The 15,186-nt window shown below is 60.2% G+C and carries 8 protein-coding genes; 4 read left to right on the forward strand and 4 right to left on the reverse strand.

Annotated features, from left to right (window positions below; genetic code table 11):
• Nucleotides 1-479 precede the first annotated feature (479 nt).
• Nucleotides 480-3,536, forward strand: a complete 3,057-nt coding sequence (locus tag O0881_RS23585; RefSeq protein WP_289913311.1) for a TonB-dependent receptor — start codon at nucleotides 480-482, stop codon at nucleotides 3,534-3,536.
• Nucleotides 3,537-3,669: 133 nt separating this feature from the next.
• Here the strand turns inward: O0881_RS23585 and O0881_RS23590 are convergent, their stop codons facing one another.
• The gene (locus O0881_RS23590; protein WP_289913312.1) at nucleotides 3,670-4,395 is read right to left on the reverse strand and encodes a 16S rRNA (uracil(1498)-N(3))-methyltransferase; all 726 of its coding nucleotides are present in this window, start codon (nucleotides 4,393-4,395) and stop codon (nucleotides 3,670-3,672) included.
• 529 nt (nucleotides 4,396-4,924) lie between these two features.
• Between O0881_RS23590 and O0881_RS23595 the strand changes: the two genes are divergently transcribed.
• The 3 genes from O0881_RS23595 to gap all read left to right on the forward strand — a co-directional run bounded on the left by O0881_RS23595 (nucleotide 4,925) and on the right by gap (nucleotide 10,999).
• The gene (locus O0881_RS23595; RefSeq protein WP_289913313.1) at nucleotides 4,925-7,669 is read left to right on the forward strand and encodes a TonB-dependent receptor; all 2,745 of its coding nucleotides are present in this window, start codon (nucleotides 4,925-4,927) and stop codon (nucleotides 7,667-7,669) included.
• 242 nt (nucleotides 7,670-7,911) lie between these two features.
• Entirely contained in the window at nucleotides 7,912-9,909 is a 1,998-nt protein-coding gene (tkt, locus tag O0881_RS23600; protein WP_289913314.1) for a transketolase, read from the forward strand.
• A 79-nt stretch (nucleotides 9,910-9,988) separates the two neighbouring features.
• On the forward strand, nucleotides 9,989-10,999 hold the full coding sequence (gene gap, locus O0881_RS23605) for a type I glyceraldehyde-3-phosphate dehydrogenase (RefSeq protein ID WP_046685413.1): 1,011 nt from the start codon (nucleotides 9,989-9,991) through the stop codon (nucleotides 10,997-10,999).
• A 65-nt stretch (nucleotides 11,000-11,064) separates the two neighbouring features.
• Here the strand turns inward: gap and O0881_RS23610 are convergent, their stop codons facing one another.
• From O0881_RS23610 to glnE, 3 genes are all read right to left on the reverse strand, one after another.
• Nucleotides 11,065-11,259, reverse strand: a complete 195-nt coding sequence (locus O0881_RS23610) for a hypothetical protein (protein WP_077400267.1) — start codon at nucleotides 11,257-11,259, stop codon at nucleotides 11,065-11,067.
• Between the two features lie 138 nt (nucleotides 11,260-11,397).
• Nucleotides 11,398-12,174: a YoaK family protein gene (locus O0881_RS23615; protein WP_251349804.1), complete on the reverse strand. Its 777-nt coding sequence runs from the start codon at nucleotides 12,172-12,174 to the stop codon at nucleotides 11,398-11,400.
• Between the two features lie 13 nt (nucleotides 12,175-12,187).
• Nucleotides 12,188-15,121 (reverse strand): bifunctional [glutamate--ammonia ligase]-adenylyl-L-tyrosine phosphorylase/[glutamate--ammonia-ligase] adenylyltransferase, encoded by a 2,934-nt coding sequence (gene glnE, locus O0881_RS23620; RefSeq protein ID WP_354670224.1) that lies wholly within the window; start codon nucleotides 15,119-15,121, stop codon nucleotides 12,188-12,190.
• Nucleotides 15,122-15,186 lie beyond the last annotated feature (65 nt).

Here is a 15,186-nt window from a genome sequence, read left to right on the forward strand (position 1 = left end):
TAATTCGCAACATTGTTTTAGTCCTTGCAAAGGCGAAAAAATGCCGTTTCAAGGGCTACGCGCACGTCAGCATGCGCGTGCCGTGCCCCGCCATACCTGCAATGTACACGCCGAAATGCACGCTATCAAAGTACATTTTTCACATATTCTTATTCTGTTTTTTCTGCACTGCATCAAAATGGTGCGCTGCTGCACCATTTTCGCTGGATTGTTCAATATTTCCCCGTTTATTTAAATTGTTGTTTGTTTGCATCATATTTTTACCCTGTATTGACAGTGAACAATTGCCTATGGTTTTATGTATCGCTTAGGCAAGCAGGTTCTTCCTGTTTTGTCTGAGGCCTGCCCTATCAGTGGTGGGGGAGTGTCAAATCATCAAAAACTAAAACCGGAAATAAAAACGTATTAAACATGATTTAGTGCTTAAATTTACCAAGCAGCTCTACCAGAGACGCTTAATCTAATAATTAGGAAACCACATGTTGAGAAAAACTGTTTTAGTACGCGCGCTTGCACTGGCGTTCAGTGCAGGTGCCATGTCCACGATGGTCGTTGCGCCTGTCATGGCACAGTCGAACGCATCCGGTACGATTTACGGTACGGTTGACACGCCTGCGGGCACGACCGTGTCGCTGCAAAATCTGGACACCGGGTTGAAGCGTACCGTGACGGTAGAGGCTAGCGGCCGCTACACGGTCACGGCGTTGCCTATCGGTCACTACAAAGTTGAACTGATTCGCGATGGCAAAGTTGTTGAAACGAAGGAAACGGATGTCGTGATTGGCCAGGGTGTGGATGCATCCTTCGGTTCCAAAGTGCAAGCCGTGCAAGTGACCGGCCGCCGTAACCGTATCGATGTCTCGAATACCAATAATGGCGCGATCTTTACGGCGAAGGAACTGGATAAGTTGCCAGTTGCTACGAACTTGAGTTCGATCATTTTGCTGGCGCCGAACACCACGCGCGCTGATTCCGCTTATGGCGGCACGAGTATCGGCGGCGGCGGCGCATCGGAAAATGCGTTCTATGTCAACGGTTTCCCAGTCACCAACCCGCTGACTCAGCTCGGTTCGTCGGAACTGCCGTTTGGCGCCATCGCTCAAGCCCAGGTGTTGACCGGCGGTTTTGGCGCGGAATTTGGCCGCTCCATCGGTGGCGTGCTCAACGTCACGACCAAGAGCGGTACCAATAATTGGGAATTTGGCGCAACGGCTGCCATTACGCCAAACTCGATGCGTTCGGATGCCAAGAATATTTACTATCCAAACACGGGTGTGAACCCGAATACGGATGGCAAGCTGCATTTCCGCCGTGATACCAGCCAGAGCACGCAGAACTACTATGGCGCATACGTGGGTGGTCCGATCGTAGAAGACAAACTGTTCATGTTTGTCGCCGTGGATCAAACCGCTACCAAGACCGGTATCGCCAACAGCACCGCCAGCACCACTCTGGGGCGTGACGGCTGGGCCGACCGCCGCGTCGAGCAAACCCGCTACCTGGCCAAATTCGACTGGAATATCTCCGATAACCATCGTCTGGAATGGACGTCGATCGGCGATACCACCAAAGACCGCCAGCGTGCGTATGGTTTGAACACCGATACGTACAAGTCGAATGGCGTCAAGTATTCGGAGCAGAACGACAAGAACGGCGGCGGTAACGGTGCCGAATCGAATGCGCTGAAGTACACGGGCCAATTCACCGATGACCTGGTCTTCACGACCTTGTATGGCGTCTCCAAGGCGCCACGCAGCACCACGTACGAAGACTATGACGTGAACGGCATCTTGCGTTCGGTTACTTCCACCGTCGCTGGCCGCGTGCCTGAACTTGACGCGAAAAATCTGTACCGCGACTACCAAAAATATTCGGGTGCGACAGGCAATATCACCAAGCCGGGTAGCGATGAAGTGAAATCCTTCCGTGCCGACTTGGAATACAAGCTGGGTAGCCATACCCTGCGCGTCGGTGTCGATCACAATGAAATCGATTCCGTGAACGCTGGCCAGTTCCGTGCTGGTGGCGGTTCGTGGAGCTATCGTACGGTCGGCCAGGCCAATGCCAACAAGCCGGTCAACCTGTCGGGTGGTCGTCCTGCTGTAGTCGGCGATTTCGGTGGTTATGGCACGCGCGGTTACTACGTGCGCTTGTCGGACTTCTCGAGCGTGACGGATGCTTCGGCAACCCAATCGGCGCAGTACATCGAGGACCGCTATCAAGTTACCAAGAACCTGCTGATTACGGCTGGTTTGCGTAATGAGCAATACACCAACAAAAACGGCGATGGCGAGAAGTTCATCGATGTGAAAAACCAGATCGCCCCGCGTCTGGCCGCATCGTGGGACGTCTTTGGCGACGCATCGATGAAGGTGTTTGGTAGCGCCGGTCGTTATCACCTGCAATTGCCTACCCAGGTAGCTGCACGTGCCGCCAGCCGTTCGACCTTGATTACGCAGGATTTCACCTATACCGGTATCGATGCTCTGGGCCAGCCTACGGGCCTGGTTGCCATCAATACCCCGGTATCGCCTGATAATGAATACGGCCAACGCAAGGACGTGCGTAGCGTCGTTGTCAAAGATCTCAAGCCTAACTACCAGGATGAAATCACCCTGGGCTTTGAAAAAGCCTACAACCCTAGCCTGAACTTTGGTGCCAAGGCAACCTACCGCAAACTGGGCGCCGGTATCGATGATAGCTGCGATACCCGTCCGCTGCGCGCCTATGCCGCCAAAAACGGCATTCCTGTTGAAGCTTCGGATATTCCTTGCTTCATCTTCAATCCAGGCGAAGATGCAACGGTATGGCTGAACGGTTCCGATGGCAGCGGCCGCTATGTGCACCTGTCCAAGGAAGAGCTGGGTTTCCCGAAAGTGAAACGTACGTATGCTGCTCTGGATCTGTTTGCCGAACATCCATTCCGCAATGGCTGGTATGGCAAGATCAACTACACATGGTCGCGTAGCTACGGCAACATGGAAGGTCAAACCCGTTCCGATACCGGTCAAACCGACGTTGGTACCTCGGCTGGTTGGGACTTCCCTGAGTTCACTCCGGACTCGATGGGCTTGCTGCCTAACGATCGTCGTCATCAGTTGAAAGCATTCGGCTACTACGAGTTCACTAACGAGTGGTCGGTTGGCGCCAATCTGTTGATCCAATCGGGTCGTCCGAAAACTTGCTTGGGCACCAACCCGGTTGCCGATGCAGGCGAAGACAATCCATACGGTGGTCCTGGTTACGGTGCAGAGTACTACTTCTGCGGCGGCAAGCCGACCCCACGTGGCAGCCTGGGTCGTATGCCATACGAGAAGCGTCTGGACATGAACGTGGCCTACAAGCCGGCGATACTGAAAGGTGTCGAGTTCAAGATCGACGTGTTCAACGTCACCAACTCGCAAACGGCAACGGCTCGTCAAGAAACCTACGATGACGGCAGCGGCGAAGGGGTCCTGGCCAACTACAACGAATACCGCACCTTGCAAGCACCACGTACGGTCAAACTGTCGGTCGAGTACAACCATAAGTTCTGATGCAAGCTGACAGCTTGAGTTGACCTTTTGGTTGGCTCGGCTGTCCGGCCAGCGCACCACGCAGTGGTTCGCTGGAAAGAAAACACCCCGCAAGTGGCGACACTTGCGGGGTGTTGTCATTTGGCGGGAGGGGTCACATCCCGCCCCACAAGGCACTCAGCGTGGCCAGCGCCGTCAGGCCTGCCGTTTCCGTGCGCAGGATGCGCGGACCCATGGTCAGGCCGAAGGCGCCGGCGGCCAGCGCCGCCTTTTCTTCCGCTTCCGAAAATCCCCCTTCCGGCCCCACCATCACGGTGATCGCCTGCGGCGGCTGGTGGCGGGCCCAGTCGGCCAGCGACTGCTCGGCGCGCGGCGTCAAAATGATGCGTTTATGTAAATCTTGCTGGCTGCTCCAGCTATTAAAATCCTGCAATGGCGCCAGCTGCGCCAGGCGGTTGCGCCCGCATTGTTCCGATGCGGACACGATGATCGCTTGCCAATGCGCGAGCTTTTTCTCGGCCCGCTCGCTGGACAAGCGCACGACGCAGCGCTGCGCCGCCAGCGGCACGATGCCGGCCGCGCCCAGTTCGATGGCTTTTTCGATGATCCAGTCCATTTTCGACGCTTCCGGCAGCGCTTGCGCCAGGGTCACTGCGTACGGCAGTTCCGCCTCGCGCGCCGTGTGGGACTTCAGTTCGGCGCTGGCGCGTTTTTTCTCGACGTTGCACAAGACAGCCGTGTACTCGCCGCCCTCGCCGTTGAAGACGGTGATGGCCTCGCCCGGCACAAGCCGCACCACATGGACGTGGTGGGCGACGGCGTCGGGCAGAGCGATGGTGGCGCCTATGGCGAGTGGCTGGGGACAGAAAAAACGCGGCATGCAACATCCTGCGGAGAGAAACAATGGGAGGTGCCGCGCCGCGCGCGGGTAGGGCGCGCGCGGCTGCGACTCGAGGGTGCAATTTTAGTACCGCTGCGCGCGGCCGGGTGAAATTCTTGCCGCCGGCCTGCGCACGGCGCATCCGGGGCGGGAAATTGCGCGGCTATAACAAGCTGATCAAAAACGAAATGTTGTTTTTTGATTTCATAAACCATTGCATTATTGACAGTGAAGCTTTTGGCGTGGTTTGATGACTATACAAGTTGTGTTGAACGACATCAATTGTTTCCAGCAATGTCGTCCGTGATGTGATTCGGTATGGTATGGGGAGACGCCGCACGTTTCAATGCTTGGGCCTATGGCCCTGGGCGCGTTGCGGCCAGCTTAAATTGGTTGGAAAGCATGGCACTGTAACTGTAGCGGGAGGGCCTTGCCGTTTTTCGCAAGACCATGAGAGATTTAAGCGATTATAAAAATACAAACTAATCGCTTATCAAGTGATATCAGGGATCAAGAAAAGGAATCAGTTATGATGTTGATGTTTCGCGAAAAAAAGAGTGTGCAGGTGGTGAGATTGGCGTTGGCCGCGTTCGCCGGCGTCGCAACGATGAGCGTGCACGCGCAGGAAGCGATCGATGCGCCGGTGCCTAAGGTGCAGCGCGTCGAAATCACCGGTTCGAGTATCAAACGTATCGAAGCCGAAGGTATTTCCCCGATCACCGTGATGACGCGCGAATCGATCGCCCGCTCGGGCGCGACGTCGGTGCTGGACCTGATGCGCAACTTGACTGCTGCGGGCGGTAACGGCGGTGAGCTGGCGACGTCGAGTTCCTTCCGCAACGGCGCCACCAGCGTCTCGCTGCGCGGTCTGCCGACCCTCATCCTGTTGAACGGCTATCGCCTGCCGGCGTCCGGTTCGGACGATTACAGCGGCCAGACCTCGGTCGATCTGAACGCCATTCCGTTGGCGGCCATCGAGCGCATCGATGTCCTCAAGGACGGCGCCTCGGCCATCTACGGCACCGATGCCGTCGGCGGCGTCATTAACTTCATCCTGCGCAAGGATTACCAGGGCTTGACCCTGGACGCCAGCACCGGTTCGACCACCTATGGCGACGGGCAAAACCATAAGGTGTCCGTGTCCGGCGGTTTCGGTGACCGTGACGCACAGAAATTTAACGTGACTTATTCGGCTTCGTACGAAAAAACCAAGGCCATCCATGGTGTCGACCGCGATTGGGCGAACAGTACCGATTTCACCGGTCACAAGGGCGGCCTGTATCAGGGTAGCACGTACGGCGCCAAGGGCCGCGATCCTGGCACCATTTCGCTGGGCGGTTCGCAGCGCATGGCCGATCCGGAGTGCGACGCAGCCCACCGCAAGCCCTATCCTGACGCGCCGGAATGGGTGGCTGCGCCGAACCGCAACGCCTGCTTGTACTCCACCGCCGAGTCGATAGACCTGGTGCGCCCGTCCACACGCTACGGCGGGGCGGTCACGGCGAACTGGGATTTGACGCCGGATGTGTCGCTGTTCGCCAATCTGTTCTACAACCACTTCGACACCCGCATCCAAGGCTCGCCGGCCTGGATCCAAAACGCCGACCGTTCCAACGTGCTGCGTGTGGCGGCGGACAACCCCTTCAACATCTACGGCGTGCCGGTCAACATCCGCCGCTACTTCCCCGCCGCCGAGGGTGGTACGGGCACCAATGTTGACACCACCTGGCTGGTCGGCGGCGCTACCGGTCGTGCAGCCAACTGGGACTGGACCGTGTCTGTGGGCCACAGCCAAGAGAAGGGCGAAACGCGCGTCTACGGCTCCTTCCTGCACGATAAATTGCAGAGTTACCTGGCGCAGGGCAAGTTTAACCCCTTCGGCGGCAACCACAATTCGGAGCAGGTCATCAACGAACTGACAGCCGACCAGTACACCAAGACCAAGTCCTCGACGGATTTTGCCAAGGTGACTGCTTCCAGCGAATTTGGCCAACTGCCCGGCGGCAAGATCGGTGTGGCCGTCGGTGCCGAGTACAAGCGCGAGAAGCTCAGCTACGATCCGTCGCAGGCTTGGCGCGATGGCGCGATCGGCATCTATTCGACCCTGCGCGGCATCGACGGCTCCGAGTCGCTCGGCGCCGTGTTCGGCGAGTTGGCCCTGCCGCTGCTGAAAAACCTGGAAGCGCAGGCGGCCGTCCGCTATGACCGCTACCAGTTGGCTGGCGGTACCACCAACCCGAAGCTTGGCCTGCGCTGGACCGCCTTGCCGACCTTGATGTTCCGCACCAGCTACAGCACCGGTTTCCGCGCGCCGACGCTGTCGCAGCGCTTTAACGAAGGCCGCGGCGGTTTCGTCGCAACCAAGGATCCGAAGCGTTGCATCGTGGGTGACGCGTATTTTGACACCGCTTGCAGCGGTTCGGCGCTGTCTCTGCTGTCTGGCACGAAGGATTTGAAGCCCGAAAAATCGAAGCAGTTCAACCTGGGCGTGGTTGCCGAGCCGATCAAGAACCTGACGCTGGGTTTAACCTACTGGAATATCAAGTGGAACGATCGGGTCGAGAATCTTGACAACGAAACCGTGTTGGCGGGCGAGGATGGTCAGTACAAGAATGCCGTTACGCGCTACGCCGTGACGGCGGAAGACCAGGAGAAGTATAACGCGCTGAGCGCCGCCCAGCGCGCGACGCTGGGTCCGTTGGTAGGTCGCCTGAAGCAGCTGCAGGTTGGTTTGATCAACCGCAGCAAGGTCACCACCGACGGTTTGGATGTCGAAGCGTCGTACACGCTGCGCACAGCCGAGATGGGGCGTTTCAAGGTGTTCGGCGAGGCGACCTACACACTGTCCTATGACCGCGCGCTGTTGCCTGACGATCCGGCGATCAATTGCGCCAACAACACGGCCTGCGAGGCCGGTGAATACGGCTATCCTAAGCTGCTGGCCAAGCTGGGTGTCAACTGGGATCGCGGTGCTTGGGCGGCGACGACAAGCGCCAACTTCACCTCGCATTACCACGTGGACCGGACACCGTCGGCGACGATCAACCTTTACTACGACGAGTACGCGAACGGCCTGATGATCCCGAGCGCGACCCTGGTTGACGCCTCGCTGTCCTACAGCGGCTTCAAGAACCTGGTGCTGCGCGGTGGCGTCAATAACGTGTTCGATCGTGCGCCAGCGTTCGATCCATCGTCGAACATCGGCTACGACACCGCCTACGGCAATCCGCGTGGCCGTTACATCTATATGTCGGCGTCATACTCCTTCAAATGACGTGAGGGTAGACTGACGGGTGGGGCGGGTCGATTTGCGGCGCGCTCCGCAGCGGCGTAAGTCGCGAAAAACCGGGCCTGGCCCGGTTTTTTTTCGCCCCTGCTGGGCGCAAGGGACGCAACCCGCGGCGGCGGCGTTGCGCGGTTTGATTTTTCCCCTTGTTGGTCTGGTAAAATACACAGCTCTGACTGCGCCCAGCTGCGCAGCAAACGAATTTAAACTCGCGACTGACCCATACCATCATGACAACTACGCTCCCGACTACCAAAATGGCCAATGCGATCCGCGCACTGGCAATGGACGCTGTACAAAAGGCCAACTCCGGCCATCCAGGCATGCCGATGGGCATGGCCGAGATCGCAGTTGCCCTGTGGAGCGGTCACTATCGCCACAATCCCGCGAATCCAAAATGGCAGAACCGCGACCGTTTCCTGTTGTCGAACGGCCATGGCTCGATGCTGCACTACGCGCTGCTGCACCTGACCGGCTACGAGCTGTCGATGGATGACATCAAGGCCTTCCGCCAGATGCATTCGAAAACCCCGGGCCACCCGGAAGTCGATGTCACGCCAGGCGTGGAAACGACCACCGGCCCGCTGGGCCAGGGCATCGCCAACGCCGTCGGCATGGCGCTGTCGGAGCAACTGCTGGCCGCTGAATTCAACAAGCCTGGCTACGATATCGTCAACCACTACACCTACGCGTTCGTCGGCGATGGTTGCCTGATGGAAGGTATTTCGCACGAAGTGTGCGCGCTGGCCGGCACCCTGGGCTTGAACAAACTGATCGCCCTGTACGATGACAACGGCATTTCCATCGACGGCAAAGTCGAAGGCTGGTTCACGGACGATACCCCGGCCCGCTTCGAAGCGTACGGCTGGAACGTCATCCGCGCCGTCGACGGCCACGATGTTGCCGCCGTGGCTGCCGCCATCGCCGCCGCCAAGACGGCCAGCAAGCCAACCTTGATCTGCTGCAAGACCATCATCGGCAAGGGTTCGCCCAACCTGCAAGGCGGCGACAAGGTCCACGGCGCCGCGCTGGGCGACAAGGAAATCGCTGCCGTGCGCGAATACATCGGCTGGGATGCCGCCCCGTTCGAGATGCCGGCCGACGTGTACGCAGCCTGGGATGCCAAAAAGCAAGGCGCCCTGCTGGAAGCGGACTGGAACGAGCGTTTCGTCGCTTATGGCCGCGAATTCCCGCAGCAAGCCGCTGAACTGAGCCGCCGCATGCAGGGCGACTTGCCCGCCGCGTTTGAAACGGCGCTGTCGGCCGCCATCGCTTCCTGCGTCGAGAAGAAAGAAAACATCGCCACCCGCAAGGCCAGCCAGAACGCCATCCAGGCACTGGCGTCGTCCCTGCCGGAATTCCTGGGCGGCTCGGCCGATCTGACCGGTTCGAACCTGACCAACTGGAAAGAGTGCGTGGCCGTGCGTTCGGGCCAGCCTGGCAACCACATCAACTACGGCGTGCGCGAATTCGGCATGAGCGCCATCATGAACGGCATCACCTTGCACGGCGGCTACATCCCGTTCGGCGCCACGTTCCTGACGTTCTCCGACTACAGCCGCAATGCGCTGCGCATGGCTGCCCTGATGAAACTGCGTTCGATCTTCGTGTTCACCCACGATTCGATCGGCCTGGGCGAAGACGGCCCGACGCACCAATCGGTCGAGCACGTCTCGTCGATGCGTTTGATCCCGAACCTGGACAACTGGCGTCCGTGCGACACCGTCGAGTCGGCTGCTGCCTGGGGCGCCGCCGTGCGCCGCAAGGACGGTCCGTCGACCCTGATCTTCTCGCGCCAGAACCTGCCATACCAGGAGCGTAGCGCCGAGCAGATCGAGAACATCTACCGCGGCGGCTATGTGCTGAACGACGTGGCCGACGCCAAGGCGATCCTGATCGCCACCGGTTCCGAAGTGGAACTGGCCGTCGCCGCCGCCAGCGCGCTGGCTGCCGAAGGCATCGCCGTGCGCGTGGTGTCGATGCCGTCGACCGACGTGTACGACCGCCAGGACGCCGCCTACAAGGCCAGCGTGCTGACGAAAGGCGTGCCGCGCGTGGCCATCGAAGCGGGCGTGACCAGCTTCTGGTACAAATACGTGGGCCTGGAAGGCGCCGTGGTCGGTATCGACACGTTTGGCGAATCGGCTCCGGCCGGCGTGCTGTTCAAGCACTTCGGCTTCACGGTCGAGAATGTCGTAGCCAAGGTTAAAGCCGTTATCGCTGGCTAATATTGATTTTGAGCAGACCCTGGCCATGTGCTGGCCGGGGTGCTGTGCTGATACCTTTTTTTTTAATCAGGAGCAGAGTATGACGATCAAAGTTGCAATCAACGGCTACGGCCGCATCGGCCGTAATGTATTGCGCGCTTTCTACGAAGGCGGCAAGAAACAGGATATCCAGATCGTTGCCATCAACGACCTGGGCGATGCCAAATCGAACGCCCACCTGACCCGCTATGACACCGCGCACGGCAAGTTCCCGGGCACGGTCACCGTCGAAGGCGACAACATGATCGTCAATGGCGATCCGATCCGCGTATTCGCACAGCGCAACCCGGCTGAAATCCCATGGGGCGAGTTGGGCGTGGACGTCGTGCTGGAATGCACGGGCTTCTTCACCACCAAAGAGAAAGCTTCGGCTCACTTGAAGGGCGGCGCGAAAAAAGTCATCATTTCGGCACCAGGCGGCAAGGACGTCGATGCTACCGTCGTGTTCGGCGTGAACCACTCCGTGCTGAAATCGACGGACACCGTCATCTCGAACGCTTCGTGCACCACCAACTGCCTGGCACCGCTGGTCAAGCCGCTGAACGACGCCATCGGCATCGAAACGGGCCTGATGACCACCGTGCATGCCTACACCAACGACCAGGTGCTGTCCGACGTGATGCATGAAGACCTGCGTCGCGCCCGTTCGGCCACCATGAGCATGATCCCGACCAAGACGGGCGCCGCTGCCGCCGTGGGCCTGGTGCTGCCTGAGCTGAATGGCAAGCTGGACGGTTTCGCCATCCGCGTGCCGACCATCAACGTGTCGCTGGTCGACCTGTCCTTCATCGCCAAGCGCGACACCACCGTGGAAGAAGTCAACGCCCTGATGAAGTCCGCTTCGGAAGGCGCCCTGGAAGGCATCCTGACGTACCAGACCGAACCGCTGGTCTCGATCGACTTCAACCACAACCCGGCGTCGTCGAACTTCGACTCGACCCTGACCAAAGTGTCGGGCCGCCTGGTAAAAGTGTCGTCGTGGTACGACAACGAGTGGGGTTTCTCGAACCGCATGCTCGACACCACCGTTGCATTGATGTCGGCCAAGTAATCTTTTGACCGCATAAGCAAAAACGCCCTTCGGGGCGTTTTTTTTCGTTTGTTGCTTTAGTCCGCTTACTCAGGGTCGACGTTGGCGCACTGTGCGTACCAGAGTTCGCAGTCATTGTTATTGCCCTGATAGCAGCTGTTCAAGAGATAGGTGCACGTATCCGGCGGTCTGCGTGCATGTTCGGTCGCGTTACTGGCAAACGAGGCGGCAACTCCGACAGCGGCGGCAAAGACAAACAGGGCTTTTTTGATGGAAATCATTTTTCTCGCTTTCACAATTGGACAACGATAGGGTGTCAAATCAAAACGCCGTCCTGCCAAGCCTGATTGGCTCGCCGGACGCAGAAAAATATTAGCATTAAAACCAGTATGTTATTGCTTTAAAGAAAAATATTTTTGCTAACGGAGGATGTGCAGGCGGCGCCGGTAAAAGCGCCACAGTAGGCGCAAGTCGCGCAGCACGGGCACGCCCGACAGCAGGGTCAGCACGCCGGCGAGCAGGATGGTGGCGGCAGGAAAGCCGATGTGCTTGAAGGCCAGGGCGCCGCTGACGCCGCCGATGAAGAAGCAGGCGATCAGCAGGCTGTGCGTTCTCAGCTTGCCGCGGTTGACCTTGACCATCCGGTCCGGCAGGTGGCGCCGGTTGTAATACGCCATCTTGCCCAGTTCGATGCCGATGTCGGTGGACAGCCCCGTCACGTGCGTGGTGCGGATGACGGCGCCCGAAATCTTGGTGATGATGGCGTTTTGCAAACCCATCACAAAGCACAGCAGCAAGATGGTGACGGGGCCCAGCACGTCGGGCATGGTGGCCAGGTAATTGCCCGTCAAGCCGAACAGCAGCAATAATGCGGCTTCCAGCAGCAGGCTGGCGGCAAACTGGCTGTGCAGGCGGCGCCGCTTGCCCCAGTTCACCATGATGGCCGTCACGGCCGCGCCGCTGACAAAGGCCAGCCATGCGCCCAGCGCCGCCAGGGCCAGTGTGATATTGCCCAGCGCCAAGTCGTCCGCCATGCCCGAGACGATGCCCGTCATGTGCGAGGTATAGCCGCCGATGGCGAGAAAACCGCCCGCATTCACGGCGCCGGCCACCAGCGCCAGCACACAGCCCAGCTGCAGATTGGCTTGCGTATCGCGCGCCGATCCGCTCAGGCGGGACAGGTAATGAAGCGGCATGCCTGGGCCGGCCTCAGGCGGTGGCGCCGAAGATGGCTTGCCACAGGCGCATGACGTTGTCCGCATGCACGCGCACTCTTTCCGGTTCCACGCGGGCCAGGTCTTGCCCCTGCAGGCGCAGCTGGTGCTGCAGCTTGCGCAGCGCGCGGTAGGCGTCGGCCACCAGGGCGGCCAGCTGGGCGTCGATCAGCCCCAGTTCGCCGCACAGGCGCAGCAGGGCGATATTGCCCGAGTTGGCCGTCAGCTGCGGGTACTGCGCCGCATGCTGGAGCACCAGGTATTGCACCATGAACTCGATGTCGATCATGCCGCCCGGATCTTGTTTCAAATCAAAGTTGCCGGGGCGGGGCGGGTGGGCGTCCAGCATCTTCTTGCGCATGGCCACCACCTCGCCCTTGAGCGGGCCGTTTTCCGGCCTTTCCTTGCGCAGGATCGTGTCGCGGATGCGCTCGAAATGCTTGCCGATGCCGACATCGCCGGCGCAGAAGCGCGCGCGCGTGAGCGCCTGGTGTTCCCACACCCAGGCCGCGCTGCCCTGGTAGCGCTCGAACGCTTGCACGCTGGAAACCAGCATGCCCGAGGCGCCGTCGGGACGCAGGGCGATGTCGATATCGAACAAAATGCCGGCCGAAGTGTGCGAGGTCATCCAGGTAATGAAGCGCTGCGCCAGCTTGGCGTACAGGCCGGGCGCTTCCTGGTCGTCGTCGTCGAACAGGAAGATGACGTCGAGGTCGGAGACATAGCCCAGCTCCTTGCCGCCCAGCTTGCCGTACGCGATGACGGCGAATTTGGGCACGTCGCGGTGGCGCGCCGGTAAGGTTTGCCAGACGGCTTGCACGGTGGCGGCGACGATGATGTCGGCCAGCTGGGACAGGTAATCGGCCAGCTTCTCCACGCTGAGGTCGCCAGCCAAGTCTTGCGCTAGGCACTGGAACAGCTGCGCGTGGTGCGTTTCTCGCAGGATATCCATCTGCCGCTCCGTGTCGCCGGGCGCGTCGTCGAGCTGGCGTTGCAAGTCCAGCGCCAGCGCGGCCGGGTCCGGCACCGTATTGCGGATGCGTTCATCGAGCAGCTCGTCGAGCAGTATCGGATGCTGCGTGAGGAAGGTGGCGGCCCAGCCGCTGGCGCATACCATGCGCACGACGCGCTCGAGCGTGTGCGGGTATTCCGTCAGCAGCGACAGATAGGCCGAGCGGCGCGCGATGGCCTCCAGGAAATCGAGCAGGCGGCCCAGGGTGGCCAGCTGGCTGGCGTTGCCGTTGGACACGGAGCAATCGGTGATCAGGGGCAGGGCGGAATTGACGAGGGCCACTAAACGCGTGCGGCTCGCCTCGGGCAAGGATTGCAAACGGGGCGCTTGCCACGTGGCCAGCAGGCGGCGCGCGCAGGCGGCCGGTTCATGGAACCCCAGGGCGGCGAAGCGCGCTTCGATGGCTTCCTGCTGGTCCGAGGCGGCGCAGTCGTTCGACGTTTGCGGGTCGATGCCCGTGTCGGCCGGCGGCGTGCCGCTGCTCTTGTCGCTGAACATTTCGTCGAACTGGCCGGCGACAAACACGCGGTGCGCTTCCAGCTGGGCCAGCAGGGTGGGCGTGTCGGGTAAACCCATCATCTGCGCCACGGTGAGGCGGTCGGCCTCGTTCGCGGGCAGGGTATGGGTTTGCGCATCGTCAAGATACTGCAGCCGGTGTTCCAGGTTGCGCAGGAAAGTGTAGGAACCCAGCAATTGTTCCACGATGGCCGGTTCCAATAGCCCCTTGTCCGCCACCGTACGCAGGGTGGCGCGCGTGGAACGTTCGCGCAGCTCGGCGTCGCGCCCGCCCCGTATCAATTGAAACACTTGCGCGAGGAATTCGATTTCGCGGATGCCGCCACGGCCCAGCTTGACGTTGTTGCTGCGGTCCGGGTGCAGCCGCTCCTGGCGGTTGACCTCGGCGCGGATCTGGCCGTGCATGGTGCGGATGGCATCGATGACGCCGAAATCGAGGTAGCGGCGGAAGACGAAGGGGCGCACGATGGCGTCGAGCGCGGCGATGTCCTCCGGCTTGCCCGTCACGGCGCGCGCCTTGACCCAGGCGTAGCGCTCCCATTCGCGCCCTTGCACGATCAGGTACTGTTCCACCATGCCCAGGCTGGCGGCCAGCGGGCCGGAATTGCCGTTCGGACGCAGGGCCATATCCACACGGAAAGTAAAACCGTCTTGCGTGATCTCGGCCAGGGCGGCGATCAGTTTCTTGCCCATGCGAATGAAAAACTCGTGGTTGGACAGGCTGCGCTGGCCCGGCAAGGTCGCTTGTGTGTCGCCATCTTCCGGGTAGACAAAGATCAGGTCGATATCCGACGACACATTGAGTTCGCCGCCGCCCTGCTTGCCCATCGCCAGCACCATCAAAGCTTGTTCCTCGCCCGATTCCTCGCCGACGGGCATGCCGTGCAGGGCCACCATCTCGGCCATGATGGCGTCCACATGCGTGCGGATGGCAAAATCGGCAAAACCCGTCATGGCGGTCACGACTTCGTTCAAGTCGGCCTGGCCGCCAAGATCGCGCGCGATCAGGCCGCAGACGAGCAGGTTGCGCAGGCGGCGCATGGCCCGTTCGGGCGGCAGCGGCGGCGTGGCGGCGTTCGCCTGGGTGGCCAGCTCGGCGGCAAAGTCGAGCCCGTCCAGCGGCGCGCGCACCAGTTGCGCCACCTGCGCGGCGCGCTCGGGGGCGGCGTCCAGCCAGCGCTGGTAGAAACGGGAGGCGGAAATCAAAGGCTGTGTGCTCATGGTATCGGTAAGGGTCTCGTGGATGCTGCGTGCATGTTCTTGTTTAACTTGGCTGCGAACGGCGGGGGATGCGGTAAAATTGTGCCGCTGGCTGAATACCGCCGGTAGTGCGTGCTCTTCCGGACGATGGTAAGGGAGGCTTTGCTCAGACGCAAGCGCAAGGATGCAGGCGCGCACCACGAATGCAGACGATTTTTGCCATTATTTGACGCCGGGCCAGTTTATTAGCTTATTGATGCAAAAAC

The organism is Janthinobacterium sp. SUN100 (assembly GCF_030397705.1).
Classification (GTDB): Bacteria; Pseudomonadota; Gammaproteobacteria; order Burkholderiales; family Burkholderiaceae_D; genus Janthinobacterium; species Janthinobacterium kumbetense.